General features: G+C 72.1%; 10 protein-coding genes. 6 read left to right on the top strand and 4 right to left on the bottom strand.

The window, feature by feature from the left end:
- The first annotated feature begins 103 nt into the window (after positions 1-103).
- Genes pcaC through ACIQAC_RS38555 form a run of 3 tightly spaced genes read left to right on the top strand, consistent with a single transcriptional unit; the run spans position 104 to position 2,926 of the window.
- A complete protein-coding gene (pcaC, locus tag ACIQAC_RS38565; RefSeq protein ID WP_402199970.1) occupies positions 104-1,393 on the top strand; it encodes a 4-carboxymuconolactone decarboxylase in 1,290 nt (429 codons plus the stop codon).
- A 56-nt stretch (positions 1,394-1,449) separates the two neighbouring features.
- Complete coding sequence (locus ACIQAC_RS38560; RefSeq protein WP_402199969.1) at positions 1,450-2,085, top strand: MBL fold metallo-hydrolase; 636 nt, start codon at positions 1,450-1,452, stop codon at positions 2,083-2,085.
- A 52-nt stretch (positions 2,086-2,137) separates the two neighbouring features.
- Complete coding sequence (locus ACIQAC_RS38555) at positions 2,138-2,926, top strand: exodeoxyribonuclease III (RefSeq protein ID WP_402199967.1); 789 nt, start codon at positions 2,138-2,140, stop codon at positions 2,924-2,926.
- A 12-nt stretch (positions 2,927-2,938) separates the two neighbouring features.
- Here ACIQAC_RS38555 and ACIQAC_RS38550 read toward each other — a convergent pair whose 3' ends face one another.
- Positions 2,939-4,663, bottom strand: coding sequence for an SGNH/GDSL hydrolase family protein (locus ACIQAC_RS38550; RefSeq protein ID WP_402200032.1), 1,725 nt, complete (start codon positions 4,661-4,663; stop codon positions 2,939-2,941).
- Between the two features lie 222 nt (positions 4,664-4,885).
- Here ACIQAC_RS38550 and ACIQAC_RS38545 point away from each other — a divergent pair, with 222 nt between their 5' ends.
- Together ACIQAC_RS38545 and ACIQAC_RS38540 are read left to right on the top strand one after the other, a co-directional pair.
- Entirely contained in the window at positions 4,886-5,329 is a 444-nt protein-coding gene (locus ACIQAC_RS38545) for a DUF6278 family protein (protein ID WP_402199965.1), read from the top strand.
- 160 nt (positions 5,330-5,489) lie between these two features.
- Positions 5,490-6,233, top strand: coding sequence for an amino acid ABC transporter ATP-binding protein (locus tag ACIQAC_RS38540; protein WP_402199963.1), 744 nt, complete (start codon positions 5,490-5,492; stop codon positions 6,231-6,233).
- Positions 6,234-6,581: 348 nt separating this feature from the next.
- Here ACIQAC_RS38540 and ACIQAC_RS38535 read toward each other — a convergent pair whose 3' ends face one another.
- Both ACIQAC_RS38535 and ACIQAC_RS38530 read right to left on the bottom strand, forming a co-directional pair.
- The gene (locus ACIQAC_RS38535) at positions 6,582-8,150 is read right to left on the bottom strand and encodes an alpha/beta fold hydrolase (RefSeq protein WP_402199961.1); all 1,569 of its coding nucleotides are present in this window, start codon (positions 8,148-8,150) and stop codon (positions 6,582-6,584) included.
- 126 nt (positions 8,151-8,276) lie between these two features.
- Positions 8,277-9,056, bottom strand: a complete 780-nt coding sequence (locus tag ACIQAC_RS38530) for a hypothetical protein (RefSeq protein WP_402199959.1) — start codon at positions 9,054-9,056, stop codon at positions 8,277-8,279.
- 151 nt (positions 9,057-9,207) lie between these two features.
- Here ACIQAC_RS38530 and ggt point away from each other — a divergent pair, with 151 nt between their 5' ends.
- The gene (ggt, locus tag ACIQAC_RS38525; RefSeq protein ID WP_402199957.1) at positions 9,208-11,007 is read left to right on the top strand and encodes a gamma-glutamyltransferase; all 1,800 of its coding nucleotides are present in this window, start codon (positions 9,208-9,210) and stop codon (positions 11,005-11,007) included.
- Positions 11,008-11,160: 153 nt separating this feature from the next.
- Here the strand turns inward: ggt and ACIQAC_RS38520 are convergent, their stop codons facing one another.
- Positions 11,161-13,704 (bottom strand): ATP-dependent Clp protease ATP-binding subunit, encoded by a 2,544-nt coding sequence (locus ACIQAC_RS38520; protein ID WP_402199955.1) that lies wholly within the window; start codon positions 13,702-13,704, stop codon positions 11,161-11,163.
- Positions 13,705-13,784 lie beyond the last annotated feature (80 nt).

Raw genomic sequence — 13,784 nt, 5'->3', positions numbered from 1 at the left:
GATCTTCGCGAAGTCAACACGAGATGGGACGGCTTGCACGGGTCTGCGAGCATCGAGGGCCATGCCGTCGTGAGAGATTGTGAGAGATGAGAGAGTGAAGGGCGTGAGTGAGACACCCTCTGGACCCCTGCAATACCGTTTTGACGGGCGGGAAGACGCTCCCGTCCTGATCTTGGGACCGTCGCTCGGTACTACATGGCACATGTGGGACCGGCAGGTTCCGGAGCTTGCCGAGCAGTGGCGGATCTTCCGCTTCGACCTGCCCGGACACGGTGGTGCCCCCGCCTATCCGGCGGGTTCGGTCACCGAGCTGACCGCGCGGCTGCTCGCCACGCTCGACGCCCTCGGTGTCCAGCGCTTCGGCTACGCGGGCTGCGCGCTGGGCGGCGCGGTCGGTGTCGAGCTGGCGCTGCGCCACCCGGAGCGGCTCGCCTCGCTCGCGCTGATCGCCGCGTCACCGCGGTTCGGCACGGCGGACGAGTTCCGCCAGCGCGGGGTGATCGTACGGACGAACGGGCTCGACCCCATCGCCCGTACCGCGCCGGACCGCTGGTTCACCGGCGGGTTCGCCGCCGCGCAGCCCGCGATCACCGACTGGGCCGTGCAGATGGTGCGCACCACCGACCCCGGCTGCTACATCGCCGCCTGTGAGGCGCTCGCCACCTTCGACGTACGGCCCGAGCTGGGCCGCGTCGGGGTGCCGACGCTGGTCCTGGTCGGCTCCGACGACCAGGTGACCGGCCCGGCGGAGGCCCGCACCCTGGTCGCGGGGATCCCGGACGCCCGCCTCGCCGTCGTCCCCGGCGCGTCGCACCTGGTGCCGGTCGAACAGCCGGCGGCCGTCACCGACCTGCTGGTCCGGCACTTCTCCACCGCGTGGCAGCACCCGCACGACACCGGTCAGGTGGCGATCCCGGCGGCGCCCGTCAAGCCGGTCCTGACCGCCCCGGTCCCGATGGCGCCCGTCGCGGAGATCGCCGCGGCCGTGGCCCAGCCGCTGCACGCGGGGCGGCCGGATCCCTACGACGTCGGGATCAAGGTCCGTCGCGAGGTGCTCGGTGACGCGCACGTGGACCGGGCGCTCGCGCAGGCGGACGACTTCTCGGCCGACTTCCAGGAGCTGGTCACCCGGTACGCGTGGGGCGAGATCTGGGACCGGCCGGGCCTGGACCGCCGTACGAGAAGCTGCATCACCATGACCGCGCTGGTCGCCGGGGGGCACCTCGACGAACTCGCCTTCCACACCCGCGCCGCCCTGCGCAACGGCCTCACCCCCGCCGAGATCAAGGAGGTCCTCCTCCAGGCCGCCGTCTACTGCGGAGTCCCGGCCGCCAACAGCGCCTTCAAGGTCGCCCAACAGGTGATCCGCGAGGAGACGACCCCGGCGGAATAGCCCGGCGGCGGCCCCGTCCCGCGCAACCGCCTGAGGCGCGCGGCAGGATGGGGAGCATGAAGCTCACGAAGAAGTCGCACTCCTGTGTTCGGCTGGAGAAGGGTGGGCGCACCCTTGTGCTTGATCCGGGTGGGTTCACCGAGGAGGACGCCGTCGGCGGGGCGGACGCGCTGCTGGTCACGCACGAGCATCCCGACCACTTCGACGAGGGGCGCCTGAGGGCCGCGATGGAGGCGAATCCGGCGGCCGAGATCTGGACGCTCGGCTCGGTCGCGGAGAAGCTCTCGGCCGCCTTCCCGGGACGGGTGCACACCGTCGGCCACGGCGACGCCTTCACCGCCGCCGGATTCGACGTCCAGGTCCACGGCGAGCTGCACGCGGTGATCCACCCGGACCTGCCGCGCATCACCAACGTCGGGTTCCTCGTCGACGACGGCCGGGTCTTCCACCCCGGCGACGCCCTCACCGTTCCCGAGCAGCCCGTGGAGACGCTGCTCGTCCCGGTGCAGGCACCCTGGAGCAAGATCTCCGAGGTCATCGAGTACGTCCGCGAGGTCGCCCCGCAGCGCGTCTACGACATCCACGACGCCCTGCTCACCGAGCTCGCCCGTCCGATCTACGACACCCACCTCGGCAACCTCGGCGGCTCCGAGCACCTGCGGCTCGCGTCGGGAGCCTCCGCCGAACTGTGAGCCCGACCCGGGCGGGGCCGCGTTGTCGGACCCGCCCGGTAGGTTGTCAGGCATGCGCATCGCGACCTGGAACGTGAACTCGATCACCGCCCGCCTGCCGAGGCTGCTCGCCTGGCTGGAGAGCAGCGGCACCGACGTGCTCTGCCTCCAGGAGGCCAAGCTCGCCGAGGAAGCGTTCCCCTTCGACCAGCTGCGCGAGCTGGGCTACGAGGCGGCGGTGCACGCCACCGGCCGGTGGAACGGCGTGGCGGTGCTCTCCCGCGTGGGCCTGGAGGACGTCGTCAAGGGCCTGCCCGGCGACCCGGGCTACGACGGCGTCCAGGAGCCCCGCGCCGTCGCCGCCACCTGCGGCCCGGTCCGCGTCTGGTCGGTCTACGTGCCGAACGGCCGCGAGGTGGACCACCCGCACTACGCCTACAAGCTCCAGTGGTTCGAGGCCCTGCGCGCGGCCGTCGCCGGCGACGCCCAGGGCGGCCGCCCCTTCGCCGTCCTCGGCGACTACAACGTGGCGCCGACCGACGACGACGTCTTCGACGTGGCCGCGTTCGAGGGCCTCACCCATGTCACGCCCGCCGAGCGCGCCGCCCTCACCTCCCTGCGCGAGGCGGGCCTCCAGGACGTCGTCCCGCGCCCCCTGAAGTACGACCACCCGTTCACGTACTGGGACTACCGCCAGCTGGCCTTCCCCAAGAACCGCGGCATGCGCATCGACCTGGTCTACGGCAACGAGCCGTTCGCCAAGGCCGTCACCGACTCCTACGTCGACCGCGAGGAGCGCAAGGGCAAGGGCGCCTCGGACCACGCGCCGGTCGTCGTCGACCTGGACGTGCCGCGCGACTGAGCCCGCCCGGGTTCACAGCACGGAGAGGTCCACGGCTCCCGCCATCGCGGCCAACCCCGCGTCCCCGGGGTGGAGATGGTCCCCGCTGTCGTACGCGGGCAGCATCCGCGCCGGCAGCTCCGGGTCCCGTACCACGGCGTCGAGGTCGAGCACCTCGTCGAAGACACCGGCGCCGCGGATCCACTCGTTGACGGCGGTCCGCCCGGCGTCCACGGCCTCCGTGCACCCCGCCCTGCCGCCGCACGGCAGCAGGGTCGCGCCCAGTACCCGCAGTCCCCGCCCGTGCGCCCGGTCGGCGATCTCCCGCAGTCCCTCGGTCACCGCCGCCGCGGTCCCGCCGGACAGCAGGTCGTTGATGCCGTGCAGGACGACGACCGTCCGCACGGACGTCTGTGCGAACACATCGCGGTCGAGCCGGTGAAGCGCGCTGACACCGGACGCCTCGGCGGAGATCCCGTCCCCGGGATAGCGGTCGCTGCCCACACGGTTGCCCGCGATGCCCTGGTTGAGGACGCCGTAGTGCGGGACCGCGCGCTGGGCGAGCAGCCGGTCGGCCAGCGCGTCGGGCCAGCGCCGGTTGGCGTCGACCGTGGACCGGTCCCCGTCGGTGATCGAGTCGCCGAGCAGGACCACCGAGCCGGGACCGCCGCTCACGTCCACACCCGTCAGCAGCGGCCAGTTGGTGATCGTCGACGTGTACGAGGCCGCCGACCCGTCGGCCGCGCGGTCGCCCGCGCCGCTGACGTACGACTGCTGCATGGCGAGCCGGTGCACGGACGCCGCGCTCACGGTCCCCGGCAGATGGAAGCTGACCAGCAGATTGCTGTTCCCGGGCACGGCGAAGGCCAGCGGATCGCTGTGCGCCTGGGTCCCCGCGGGGATCGTGACGCCCGTCGCCCCCTGGAAGGTCACCGGCAGCGGTGTCTCCCGCGCGGCGGCGCCCTCCGCCTGCACGGCCACCGTCGCCCGCCCGATCCGGGCGGGCGCGCTCGCGAACGTGTTGTCGAACCGCAGCCGCACCCGGCTCCCGCCGGCCGAGGTGTGCACCACAAGCCGCAGTGTGCGGTCCGTCCACGGGCCGACGGCCGGCTGACCGGAGGGCGCGGCGGCCCAGGTGCCGGTCCAGCCGGTGGTGGCGGCCCGCACCGACAGCGCGAACACATGCAGGCCGGGCGCCTGCGGCAGCCGTACCGAGACGACGTCACGGTCCGCGGCCAGCGGCACGGTGACGACGTACAGCCGCGCCTTCTCGGCGAGTTGACCACCGGTGGTGTTGATGTGCGGCAGGGCCACGGCCTTGGTGGCGAGCGGGCCGGTGCGCCAGTCGGGCGCGGTGAGGGAGTACGGGGCGACCGAGCCGTCCGCGTACGAGACGACGCCGGAGCCGGTCACGTCGGCGCCGTCCGTGCCGGCGACCAGGAACGCGAGCGCGTCCCCCCGGCCCGACACCAGCACGGACTGGCCGTCGGCGGTCACGTTGTCCGGCATGCCCGGCGCCCGCGACGGCCAGGTCAGCCGGGCCCCCTGCACGGTGAGCGCGGCACCCGGCGTCCAGCCCGCGGCCGTGAGGTCCTGCGCCGACAGCGAGGCACCGGTGCCGTCGAAGTCGGCGTCGGCGGGCCGGGCGTCGTCGCTGACCGCCGAGTTGTCGAACAGCAGCTCCAGCGGCAGCGGCACGGCCGCGTCCCCGTCTCCGGCCTGCGCGGACGTCACCGGCACCAGTGAGCCGATCAGCATCAGCACCACCGCGATTCCCCGAACACCTGGGCGTACCAACCCGACCCTCCCGAAGATCTGGGAACCGGCCCCCGCGCCGCCGGTACGACTGACGCACCGCGAAGCTAGGCATCCGACGCGAACGCGTCAACGCGCCATGCCCCAGGCCCGCGTGAAATCGACCGGACGCCAAGGTCCGCGCGCCTGTGGTGCGCACGCGGGTGCGAATGACACGCTGGAGGTATGAACATCCCTTTTCTCAGCGGCAGACACCGTAAGCGCCAGACCGACGCCGGAGTCGCCGTGGACTCGAGTGAGGGACGACGGGATCCCGCCGGGATCAGCGATCTGCTGGCCGAGTGCGAACTGCTGCGCTCCCAGGCCGCCGAGGCGGGGGTCCGGCTCGACGACTCGGCGGAGTCCCTGGAGGCGCTGGACCAGTTGGTGCCGCGCTGGCGCGACGACGAGGAGACCCTGCCCTGGCTGGGCAACGACGCCGGCCTCTACCTCGGTACGGTCATCGTGCGTACGGTCGAGGGCGCGGCCTGGGAGATCTGGCCGAGCGGCCAGCCGGTGGTACGGCTCGCCTCGGGACGGGAGTTCGACGTGGTCGCCGCGGGCCGGGAATGGGCCAGCAGCGGGGTGCCCGAACTGTCGCAGCTGTACGCGGAGGTCGCCGAGACGTGAGGCGCCCGGGCTCGGACAGCAGGCGGAACAGTGAGCCTCTGGCCTGAAGGTCGAGTTAAATACGGCTTTTGACCGAAAAGTGCGTGTCGTGACTTAAGTCCGTTCTTGTGTGGATAGTTTGCGGCAACCACGACACAGCTGAGAGTGAGTAGGGCTGCGTATGGCCATCGATCCTTTGATCGAGCTGCGTGACGTCAACAAGTACTTCGGAGAGCTGCATGTCCTACAGGACATCAACCTCACCGTCGGCAAGGGGGAGGTGGTTGTGGTCATCGGCCCGTCGGGGTCGGGGAAGTCGACGCTGTGCCGCGCCGTCAACCGGCTCGAGCCCATCAGGTCCGGCACGATCCTCCTCGACGGCAAGCCGCTCCCGGAGGAGGGCAAGGCGCTCGCCCGGCTGCGGGCCGACGTCGGCATGGTCTTCCAGTCGTTCAACCTCTTCGCGCACAAGACCGTTCTCCAGAACATCTCACTCGGTCAGGTAAAGGTCCGCGGCCGTAAGAAGGACGACGCCGACCAGCACTCCCGGCGGCTGCTCGACCGCGTCGGTCTCGCCGACCAGGCGGACAAGTACCCCGCCCAGCTCTCCGGCGGCCAGCAGCAGCGTGTGGCCATCGCCCGCGCCCTGGCCATGGAGCCCAAGGCGCTGCTCTTCGACGAGCCGACCTCGGCCCTCGACCCGGAGATGATCAACGAGGTCCTGGAGGTCATGCGCCAGCTCGCGAGCGAGGGCATGACCATGGTCGTCGTCACCCACGAGATGGGCTTCGCCCGCTCCGCCGCCAACCGCGTCGTCTTCATGGCCGACGGCCGGATCGTCGAGGACCGCAGCCCCGAGGAGTTCTTCACCGCCCCGGAGAGCGAGCGCGCCCGGGACTTCCTCTCCAAGATCCTCAAGCACTGACGGGGAGGCCGCCATGTTCCCTTCCCTCCGCGTGCGCCCGGCCGTGCCGCCGGCGCGGGGCACCCCGCCCGCGACCGCGCGCCGGCGCCGGACCGGCGCGGAACCGGGCACGCCGCTGCCGGGCGGGAGGTCTCCGCACGGACCCCGGGCCGGGTCCGCGAAGTCCCGCCGAGTACGTCCAGTACGTCCAGTACGTGGGTCTCCGTCCGGCACGCCGAGAGCACGCACCGGACGCCACGTGGCCCGCCCTCCGGGCGGACGACGGGACTTCGCGGACACGACCTGGGCCGTGTCAGGACCCAGCAGATGCCAGTCCCCGAGCCAGACCCGACCGGCAGCGGCCGGTGATCACTGTTCGCGCAGCGGAACCGACACGTACGACGGGTCGTTCGCCGGCGAGGAGAAGGTCAGCCGCGCGCCGGACGGGTTGTGCTCGATGTAGAGCGGGTCGACCGTGTCGACGACCAGGGCGAGCCGATGCCCTGCCGGGACGTCGTAGGCCGTGGAGAACAGCTCCAGGTCGAGACCGAACGGCTTTCCGGGCGTCCGTCCGTGGAAGGTGTACGGCGCGTTGCTGACCAGCTTGCCGAGGCCGAGCGGGCCCACGTCGTAGAGGTACGCGACGAGGGTTCCGCTCGCCCCGGTCGGAGTGACCGTGGTGTGCAACCGGGCCGTGCCGCGCACCTGTTGGGGGGTGGCGTACCGCTCCGACTGCCATACGGCGGCCCAGCGGCGGGGCAGCAGCGGGATCGACGCCGTCGGGGGCACGTGGGCGATCTGGTCGAGCAGGCTGGACAGGAAGACGACTCCGCCATCCGCGCCCGAGTTGACGTTGGTGCGGATCGTGGTCGAGCCGCCGAGGGCGATCTTGCGCTCGGTCGCCGCCACCGACTTCCAGTCCGGGTAGGTCTCGTAGCCGCCGGACGTGCGGGGCTTGAGCCGGACCGGCTGTTCCCGGTCGACGCCGTTGTCCGCGCCCTTGAGGTAGTGGTCGAACCAGCGCGCGGTGTCGGTCCAGACGTCGTTGGGCAGCCCGAACAGGCCGGTCGCCTCGGCGGTCGCGTGGTCGCCGGGGCGCAGCTGGAGCCGCTTGGGGACGGTCAGCTTCTCGTAGAAGCCGGCGTACTGGTTGGGCGGGAAGATGGTGTCGCCCCAGGCGTTGGCGAGCATCACCGCGGTGCCGTGGTCGTTGATCCGGTCCAGGTAGGACGCGGGTGAACGTTTCTTCCCCCAGGCGATCAGCTCCGGTTCCTTCTCCAGGTTCGAGGCGAAGAAGTCCTCGAACACCTGCTGGAGTTCGGCGCTCGGCCGGCCGGTGAGCACCCCCGCGCCGTTGAGCAGGGCGCCGGCCTGGACGTGCTGGGTGCGGCCCGAGTAGATGGAGTCGATGAGGTCGGCCCAGCCGCTGAGCGCGGCGACGGCCTTGATTCGCGGGTCGTGCGCGGCGGCGAGCAGACTGATCCCGGCGCCGTACGAGACACCGCCCATGCCGATGTGCCCCGGGTCGGACGGGGTGTTGGCGAGCGCCCAGTCGATCACCCTGGACGCGTCGGCCCAGTCGGGCGGCCCGGCGACCTCGATCTCCCCGCCGGACTGCCAGAAGCCGCGGACGTTGTAACTGACCACGACATAACCGGAGTCGGCGAGTTTCCGGGCCTGCGCGAGGTACTCCACCTGGGGCAGGCCCCAGCTCGTGGGGAGCACGATCAGGGGGTGGCGCGCGGTGCGCTCGGCGCCGGCGGGCGTGATGACGTTGGCCTTCAGGGTGACACCGCCGTCGCCGGTGATGTCGACGAAGCGGACGGGGCCGGGCGCGGCCTGGGCGGTGGGGGCGATTCCGAGGGCGCTTCCGGCGACCAGGGTCGCGGAGACGGCGCCCACGGCGGTGGTGCGCAGGGCGTTGCGACGGTGTCCCACGGGCCACTCCTCACTCGTGTAAGTGGAAAGTGACCCGACGGTAACCTCACGCTCTTACCGTAGGTAACCCGTCGGTAAGTTACGTGGGGGTAACAATCGAGGATTCAACTGTGCCCGGACCCGGGGTCACGACTTCGCGCGGTGGGTCGAGCGGGTCGCGGCCGTGGTCGTCTCCAGGGCCGCCGTCGGCAGCGGGGCCTGCGCGGCCTTCGTCACGTCCGCGACCAGTTCGACCACGTCGGGGCCGTACGCCTGGGAGTTGACCACCTTCAGCAGCAGTACGAAGGAACTGCCGCTGTGCTTGCGGGTGAGCCGTTCGTGGTTGCGGGCCAGGTAGCGGGTCGCGGCCTGGTTGGTGATCGCGCGCTGACCGCAGAAGAGGAACACCGGCCGCACGTCACCGCGCTGACCCGCCGTCAGCCGCGCGAGTATCACGTACTCGCTGCGCCCCGGCTCCAGCCGGTAGCGCTCGCTGCCGATCTGGAACGCGCCCCGGTCCGGGCCCGGCTCCGCGTCCACGTTGACCCGCACCCCCGGCAGCAGGGACGCCAGATGGGCGGTCATACGGCGATTCGACGCCGGCCCGCCGACGCAGAACTCCGTGCGCTCCCCGAACCCCTGCTGCGCCGCGTCGTGCGCGACGATCTGCGCGGACGCGTTGCAGTCCTTGATCAGCGCCGAGAGTTCCAGCAGCGCGAAGACGTCGTGCCGGGTCACCGTCAGCTCGGGCCCGCCCGCGTCCCGGTTCACCACCAGCAGCGACTCGGAGTTGGCGGGCAGCCCGAAGAAGGCCTGCTTGCGGCGGAGCCTGCGCTTCCAGAGATAGCTGCGGACCAGCCAGCCGAGCGCCGCGCCCAGGGCGACCGCCAGCACGGCGAGAACGATGTTGCGCACGTCGTCAGTCATGGGCGCGCATGGTAGCGGGCCGAGGGAAATCGTGTTCGAAGCCCGTGCGTGCGTCGGGCGGGGGTCCGGAGAGGCAGGACCGGGGTGTGTGGTCCTGACGCGAGCATGTCCGTCTACTAGGCTGCGCGGACGGTCCCTGACTGGAGGTCGCATGCGTCGCCCTGTCGTGCGGAAACTGTCGGTCCTGGCGGTCTCGGCCGCCGTCGTCACGGTGGGCGCCGCCGCGCCGCCCGGCGCGCGGACCGAGCCGGCCGAGAAGGTCCCCGTCGCCGTCGGCCACGGCGGTGCCGTGTCCAGCGTCGACGCGGACGCCTCGGCCGCCGGCATCGAGGTGCTGAAGAACGGCGGCAACGCCGTGGACGCCGCCGTCGCCACGGCCGCCGCGCTCGGCGTCACCGAGCCCTACTCCGCGGGCATCGGCGGAGGCGGCTACTTCGTCTACTACGACGCCAGGTCCCGTACGGTGCACACCGTCGACGGCCGCGAGACCGCACCGCTGAGCGCCGGCTCCGACCTGTTCCTGGAGAACGGCAAACCGATCCCGTTCAACGACGCGGTCACCAGCGGCCTCTCCGTCGGGACCCCCGGTACCCCCGCCACCTGGCAGACCGCCCTCGACAAGTGGGGCACCAAGCGGCTCGGCACCGTACTGCGGCCCGCCGAGCGGATCGCCCGCGACGGCTTCACCGTCGACGAGACCTTCCGCTCCCAGACCGCCGCCAACGAGTCCCGCTTCCGCCACTTCCCCGACACCGTCGACCTGTTCCTGCCCGGCGGCGAGCTCCCCGTCGTCGGCACCACGCTCAAGAACCCCGACCTCGCCCGCACCTACGCCGAACTCGCCCGCAAGGGCGTCGGCGAGCTCTACCGCGGCGACCTCGCCGACGACATCGTCGACACCGTCAACGAGCCGCCCGTCGACCCCGCCTCCGGCTGGAACGCCCGCCCCGGCGACCTCACCGGTAAGGACCTGAAGAGCTACCGCGCCAAGCTCCAGGCGCCCACGAAGACGTCCTACCGCGGCCTCGACGTGTACGGCATGGCACCGTCCTCCTCCGGCGGCACCACCGTCGCCGAGGCCCTCAACATCCTTGAGCGGACCGACCTTTCCAAGGCGAGCGACGTCGAGTACCTGCACCGGTACATCGAGGCCGGCCGGATCGCGTTCGCGGACCGCGGGCGCTGGGTCGGCGACCCCGCCTTCGAGGACGTACCGACGAGGGAACTGCTCTCGCAGCGGTACGCCGACTCGCGTGAATGCCTGATCAAGGACGACGCGGTGCTCACCAGCCCGCTGGCGCCCGGGGATCCCCGTCGTCCCGCCGGGTGCGCGGGCGGCGGGACGGCCGCGCCGACGACGTACGAGGGCGAGGACACCACGCATCTGACGGTGGCCGACAAGTGGGGCAACGTCGTCGCCTACACGCTCACCATCGAGCAGACCGGCGGCAGCGGGATCACCGTGCCGGGGCGCGGGTTCCTCCTCAACAACGAGCTGACCGACTTCTCCTTCGCGCCGGCCAACCCGGCCGTCCACGACCCGAACCTGCCGGGGCCGGGCAAGCGGCCCCGCTCGTCGATGTCGCCGACGATCGTGCTCGACGGGCACGACAAGCCCGTGGTGGCGCTGGGGTCGCCGGGTGGCGCGACCATCATCACCACCGTGCTTCAGACGCTCACCGGGTTCCTGGACCGGGGGCTGCCGCTGGTCGACGCGATCGCCGCGCCGCGGGCGAGTCAGCGGAACGCCGCGGTGACGGAGCTTGAGCCCGGGCTGTACGACGGGTCCCTGCGGGGGGCGTTGGAGGGGATCGGGCATTCGTTCCGGGTGAATCCCGAGATCGGGGCGGCGACTGCCGTGCAGCGGCTGTCGGGGGGCAAGTGGGTTGCCGCGGCGGAGACCGTGCGGAGGGGTGGAGGGTCGGCGATGGTGGTGCGGCCGTCGCGGTGAGTCTCCGGGTGCGGGTGGGTTGAGGCAGTTCGCGCAGTTCCCCGCGCCCCTGAAGAGGTCGTCGTTCGGCCGCGGGCCGGTGGGGGCTCGTCGCGCAGTTCCCCGCGCCCCTCAAAGCCTCTTCAGCTAGCCGCGGGCAATCGTGCCCCGTTGTTACGGGTGTTCCGGGTGGAAGGTGAGGGTGGTGGGTGTTGCGTCCACCCTCACCCGGGTGCCGGGGGGCAGGCGGCCGTCCAGGAGGAGGCGGGAGAGGTGGTTGTCGACCTCGCGCTGGATCGTGCGGCGCAACGGCCGCGCCCCGTACTCCGGCTGATAGCCCTGCCGTGACAGCCAGTCCACCGCCGCCGGCGTGAACTCCACCGCGATGTCCTGCGCGTGCATCAGCCGCCGGGTGCGCTCGAGCAGCAGGTCCGTGATGCGGTGCAGCTGCTCGGGGGTCAGCTGCCGGAAGACCACGATCTCGTCGATCCGGTTGAGGAACTCCGGCCGGAAGTGCTCCCGCAGCGGCCGCATGACCTGCTCCCGCCGCGCCTCCTCGTCCGCCTCGGCCCCACCCGTACCGAACCCGATCCCCGCGCCCCGCCGCGTGATCGCCTCCGACCCGAGGTTGCTGGTCATCACGATCACCGTGTTGGTGAAGTCGACCGTCCGCCCCTGCGCGTCCGTCAGCCGCCCGTCGTCCAGCACCTGGAGCAGGATGTTGAAGACGTCCGGATGCGCCTTCTCCACCTCGTCGAGGAGCAGCAGGGAGTACGGGTACCTGCGGACCGTCTCCGTGAGCTGGCCCGCCTCCTCGTGGCCGACGTACCCGGGCGGCGCGCCCACCAGGCGGCTGACGGTGTGCCGTTCCTGGTACTCGCTCATGTCGAGCCGCACCATCCGGTCCTCGCTGCCGAACAGCGCCTCCGCGAGCGCCCGCGCCAGCTCCGTCTTGCCGACCCCGGTCGGGCCGAGGAACAGGAAGCTGCCGATCGGCCGGTCCGGACTGGCCAGCCCGGCGCGCGAACGCAGCACCGCGTCGGAGACGACCCGTACCGCCTCGTCCTGGCCCACCACCCGCTGGTGCAGATGGTCCGCGAGGCCGAGCAGCCGGTCCTTCTCCTCCTCGGTGAGGCGGCTCACCGGGACGCCGGTCAGCCGGGACACCACCTCCGCGACGGCCTCCGCGGTCACCTCCAGATGCTGTCCCTCGTCGACCTCGCCGTCGCCGCCGGCCCGCGCGATCCGCGCCTTCAGCTCGCCGAGCCGGTCGCGCAGCCGGGTGGCCTCCTCGTACCTCTCGTCCGTGACCGCCTGGTCCTTGTCCCGGGTCAGCTGCTCGGCCTCGCGCTCCATGGCCCGTACGTCCGAGCCCTTGGTGCGCGAGCGCAGCCGTACCCGCGCGCCCGCCTGGTCGATGAGGTCGATCGCCTTGTCGGGGAGCCGGCGGTCGGTGACGTAGCGGTCGGACAGTTCGACGGCGGCGTCGAGCGCCTCGTCCGTGTAGCGGACCTGGTGGTGGGCCTCGTAGCGGTCCCGCAGGCCGCGCAGGATCTCCAGCGCGTCGGCGGTGGTCGGCTCGGGCACCAGGATCGGCTGGAACCGGCGGGCCAGCGCCGCGTCCTTCTCGATCCTGCGGTACTCCTCCAGCGTGGTCGCGCCCACGATGTGCAACTCGCCGCGGGCCAGGGCCGGTTTGAGGATGTTGCCGGCGTCCATCGCGCCGCCGCCCTCGCCGCCCGAGCCCGCGCCGACGACGGTGTGCAGCTCGTCGATGAAGACGATCAACTCGTCGGAGTGCGCGGTGATCTCGCCGACGATGCTGGTGAGGCGCTCCTCGAAGTCGCCGCGGAAACGGGTGCCCGCGACCACACCCGTCAGATCGAGCGCCACGACCCGGCGCCCGGCCAGGATGTCCGGCACGTCACCGTCCGCGATCCGCTGGGCCAGCCCCTCCACGATCGCCGTCTTGCCGACACCCGCGTCCCCGATGAGCACCGGGTTGTTCTTGCCGCGCCGGGACAGCACCTCGATGGTCTGCTCGATCTCCTCGTCCCGGCCGATCACCGGGTCGATACGGCCCTGCCGGGCCAGCTCGGTGAGATCGCGGCCGTACTTGTCGAGGGTCGGCGTCGAGGTCGCCCGGGGCCGGTCCGTACGGGACGGGGCGGTCTCCGGCAGCTCGGGCGCGAAACCGTCCGGGGCGTAGCGGGCCGCGTTCAGGATGTGCCCGGCCGCGGAGTCCGGGTTGGCGGCGAGGGCGGTGAGCACGTGCTCCGGGCGGATGTTGCCGGCGCCGCTCGCCCGCGCCAGGTCGTGGGCGTCCAGCAGGGCGCGTTTCACGGCCGGCGTGAGCGAGAGCGAGGTCGGCGACGGGGCGGCGGTGCCCTGCGGGAGCTGGGCGGGGCCCGACCGCTCGTCGATCTCCGAGGCGAGGGAGTCGGGGTCGGCGCCGGAGCGGCTGAGCAGACTGCGGGTCGGCTCCGCCGAGAGGGCCGCCCTGAGGAGGTGCTCGGTGTCGAGGTCCCGGCTGCCGTGTTCGGCGGCGTACTGGGCGGCGCCGCGTACGAGGTCCCTGGCCGGTTGGCTGAGGAGGCGGCCTATGTCGATTCGGCGGGGGCCGGGGCGGGGGCCGCCGAAGAAGCGGGCCAGGAATTCTCCGAACGGGTCGCCGTCCTGGGGGAAGCCGTTGCCCTCCGGGGGGTAGCCGCTGGTCATGGCAGGTCCCTTCCACGATGGGGCGCGTGCCTTTTGTTACTTTCGCACGGTTCCTGGGGGTACGCCCGTTCGGGGGAGGG

Source organism: Streptomyces sp. NPDC088387, assembly GCF_044753385.1.
In the GTDB taxonomy this organism is placed as follows: domain Bacteria; phylum Actinomycetota; class Actinomycetes; order Streptomycetales; family Streptomycetaceae; genus Streptomyces.
The sequence above is the reverse complement of the archived record's forward strand: the minus strand, read 5'-3'. Positions and strand labels throughout refer to the sequence as shown.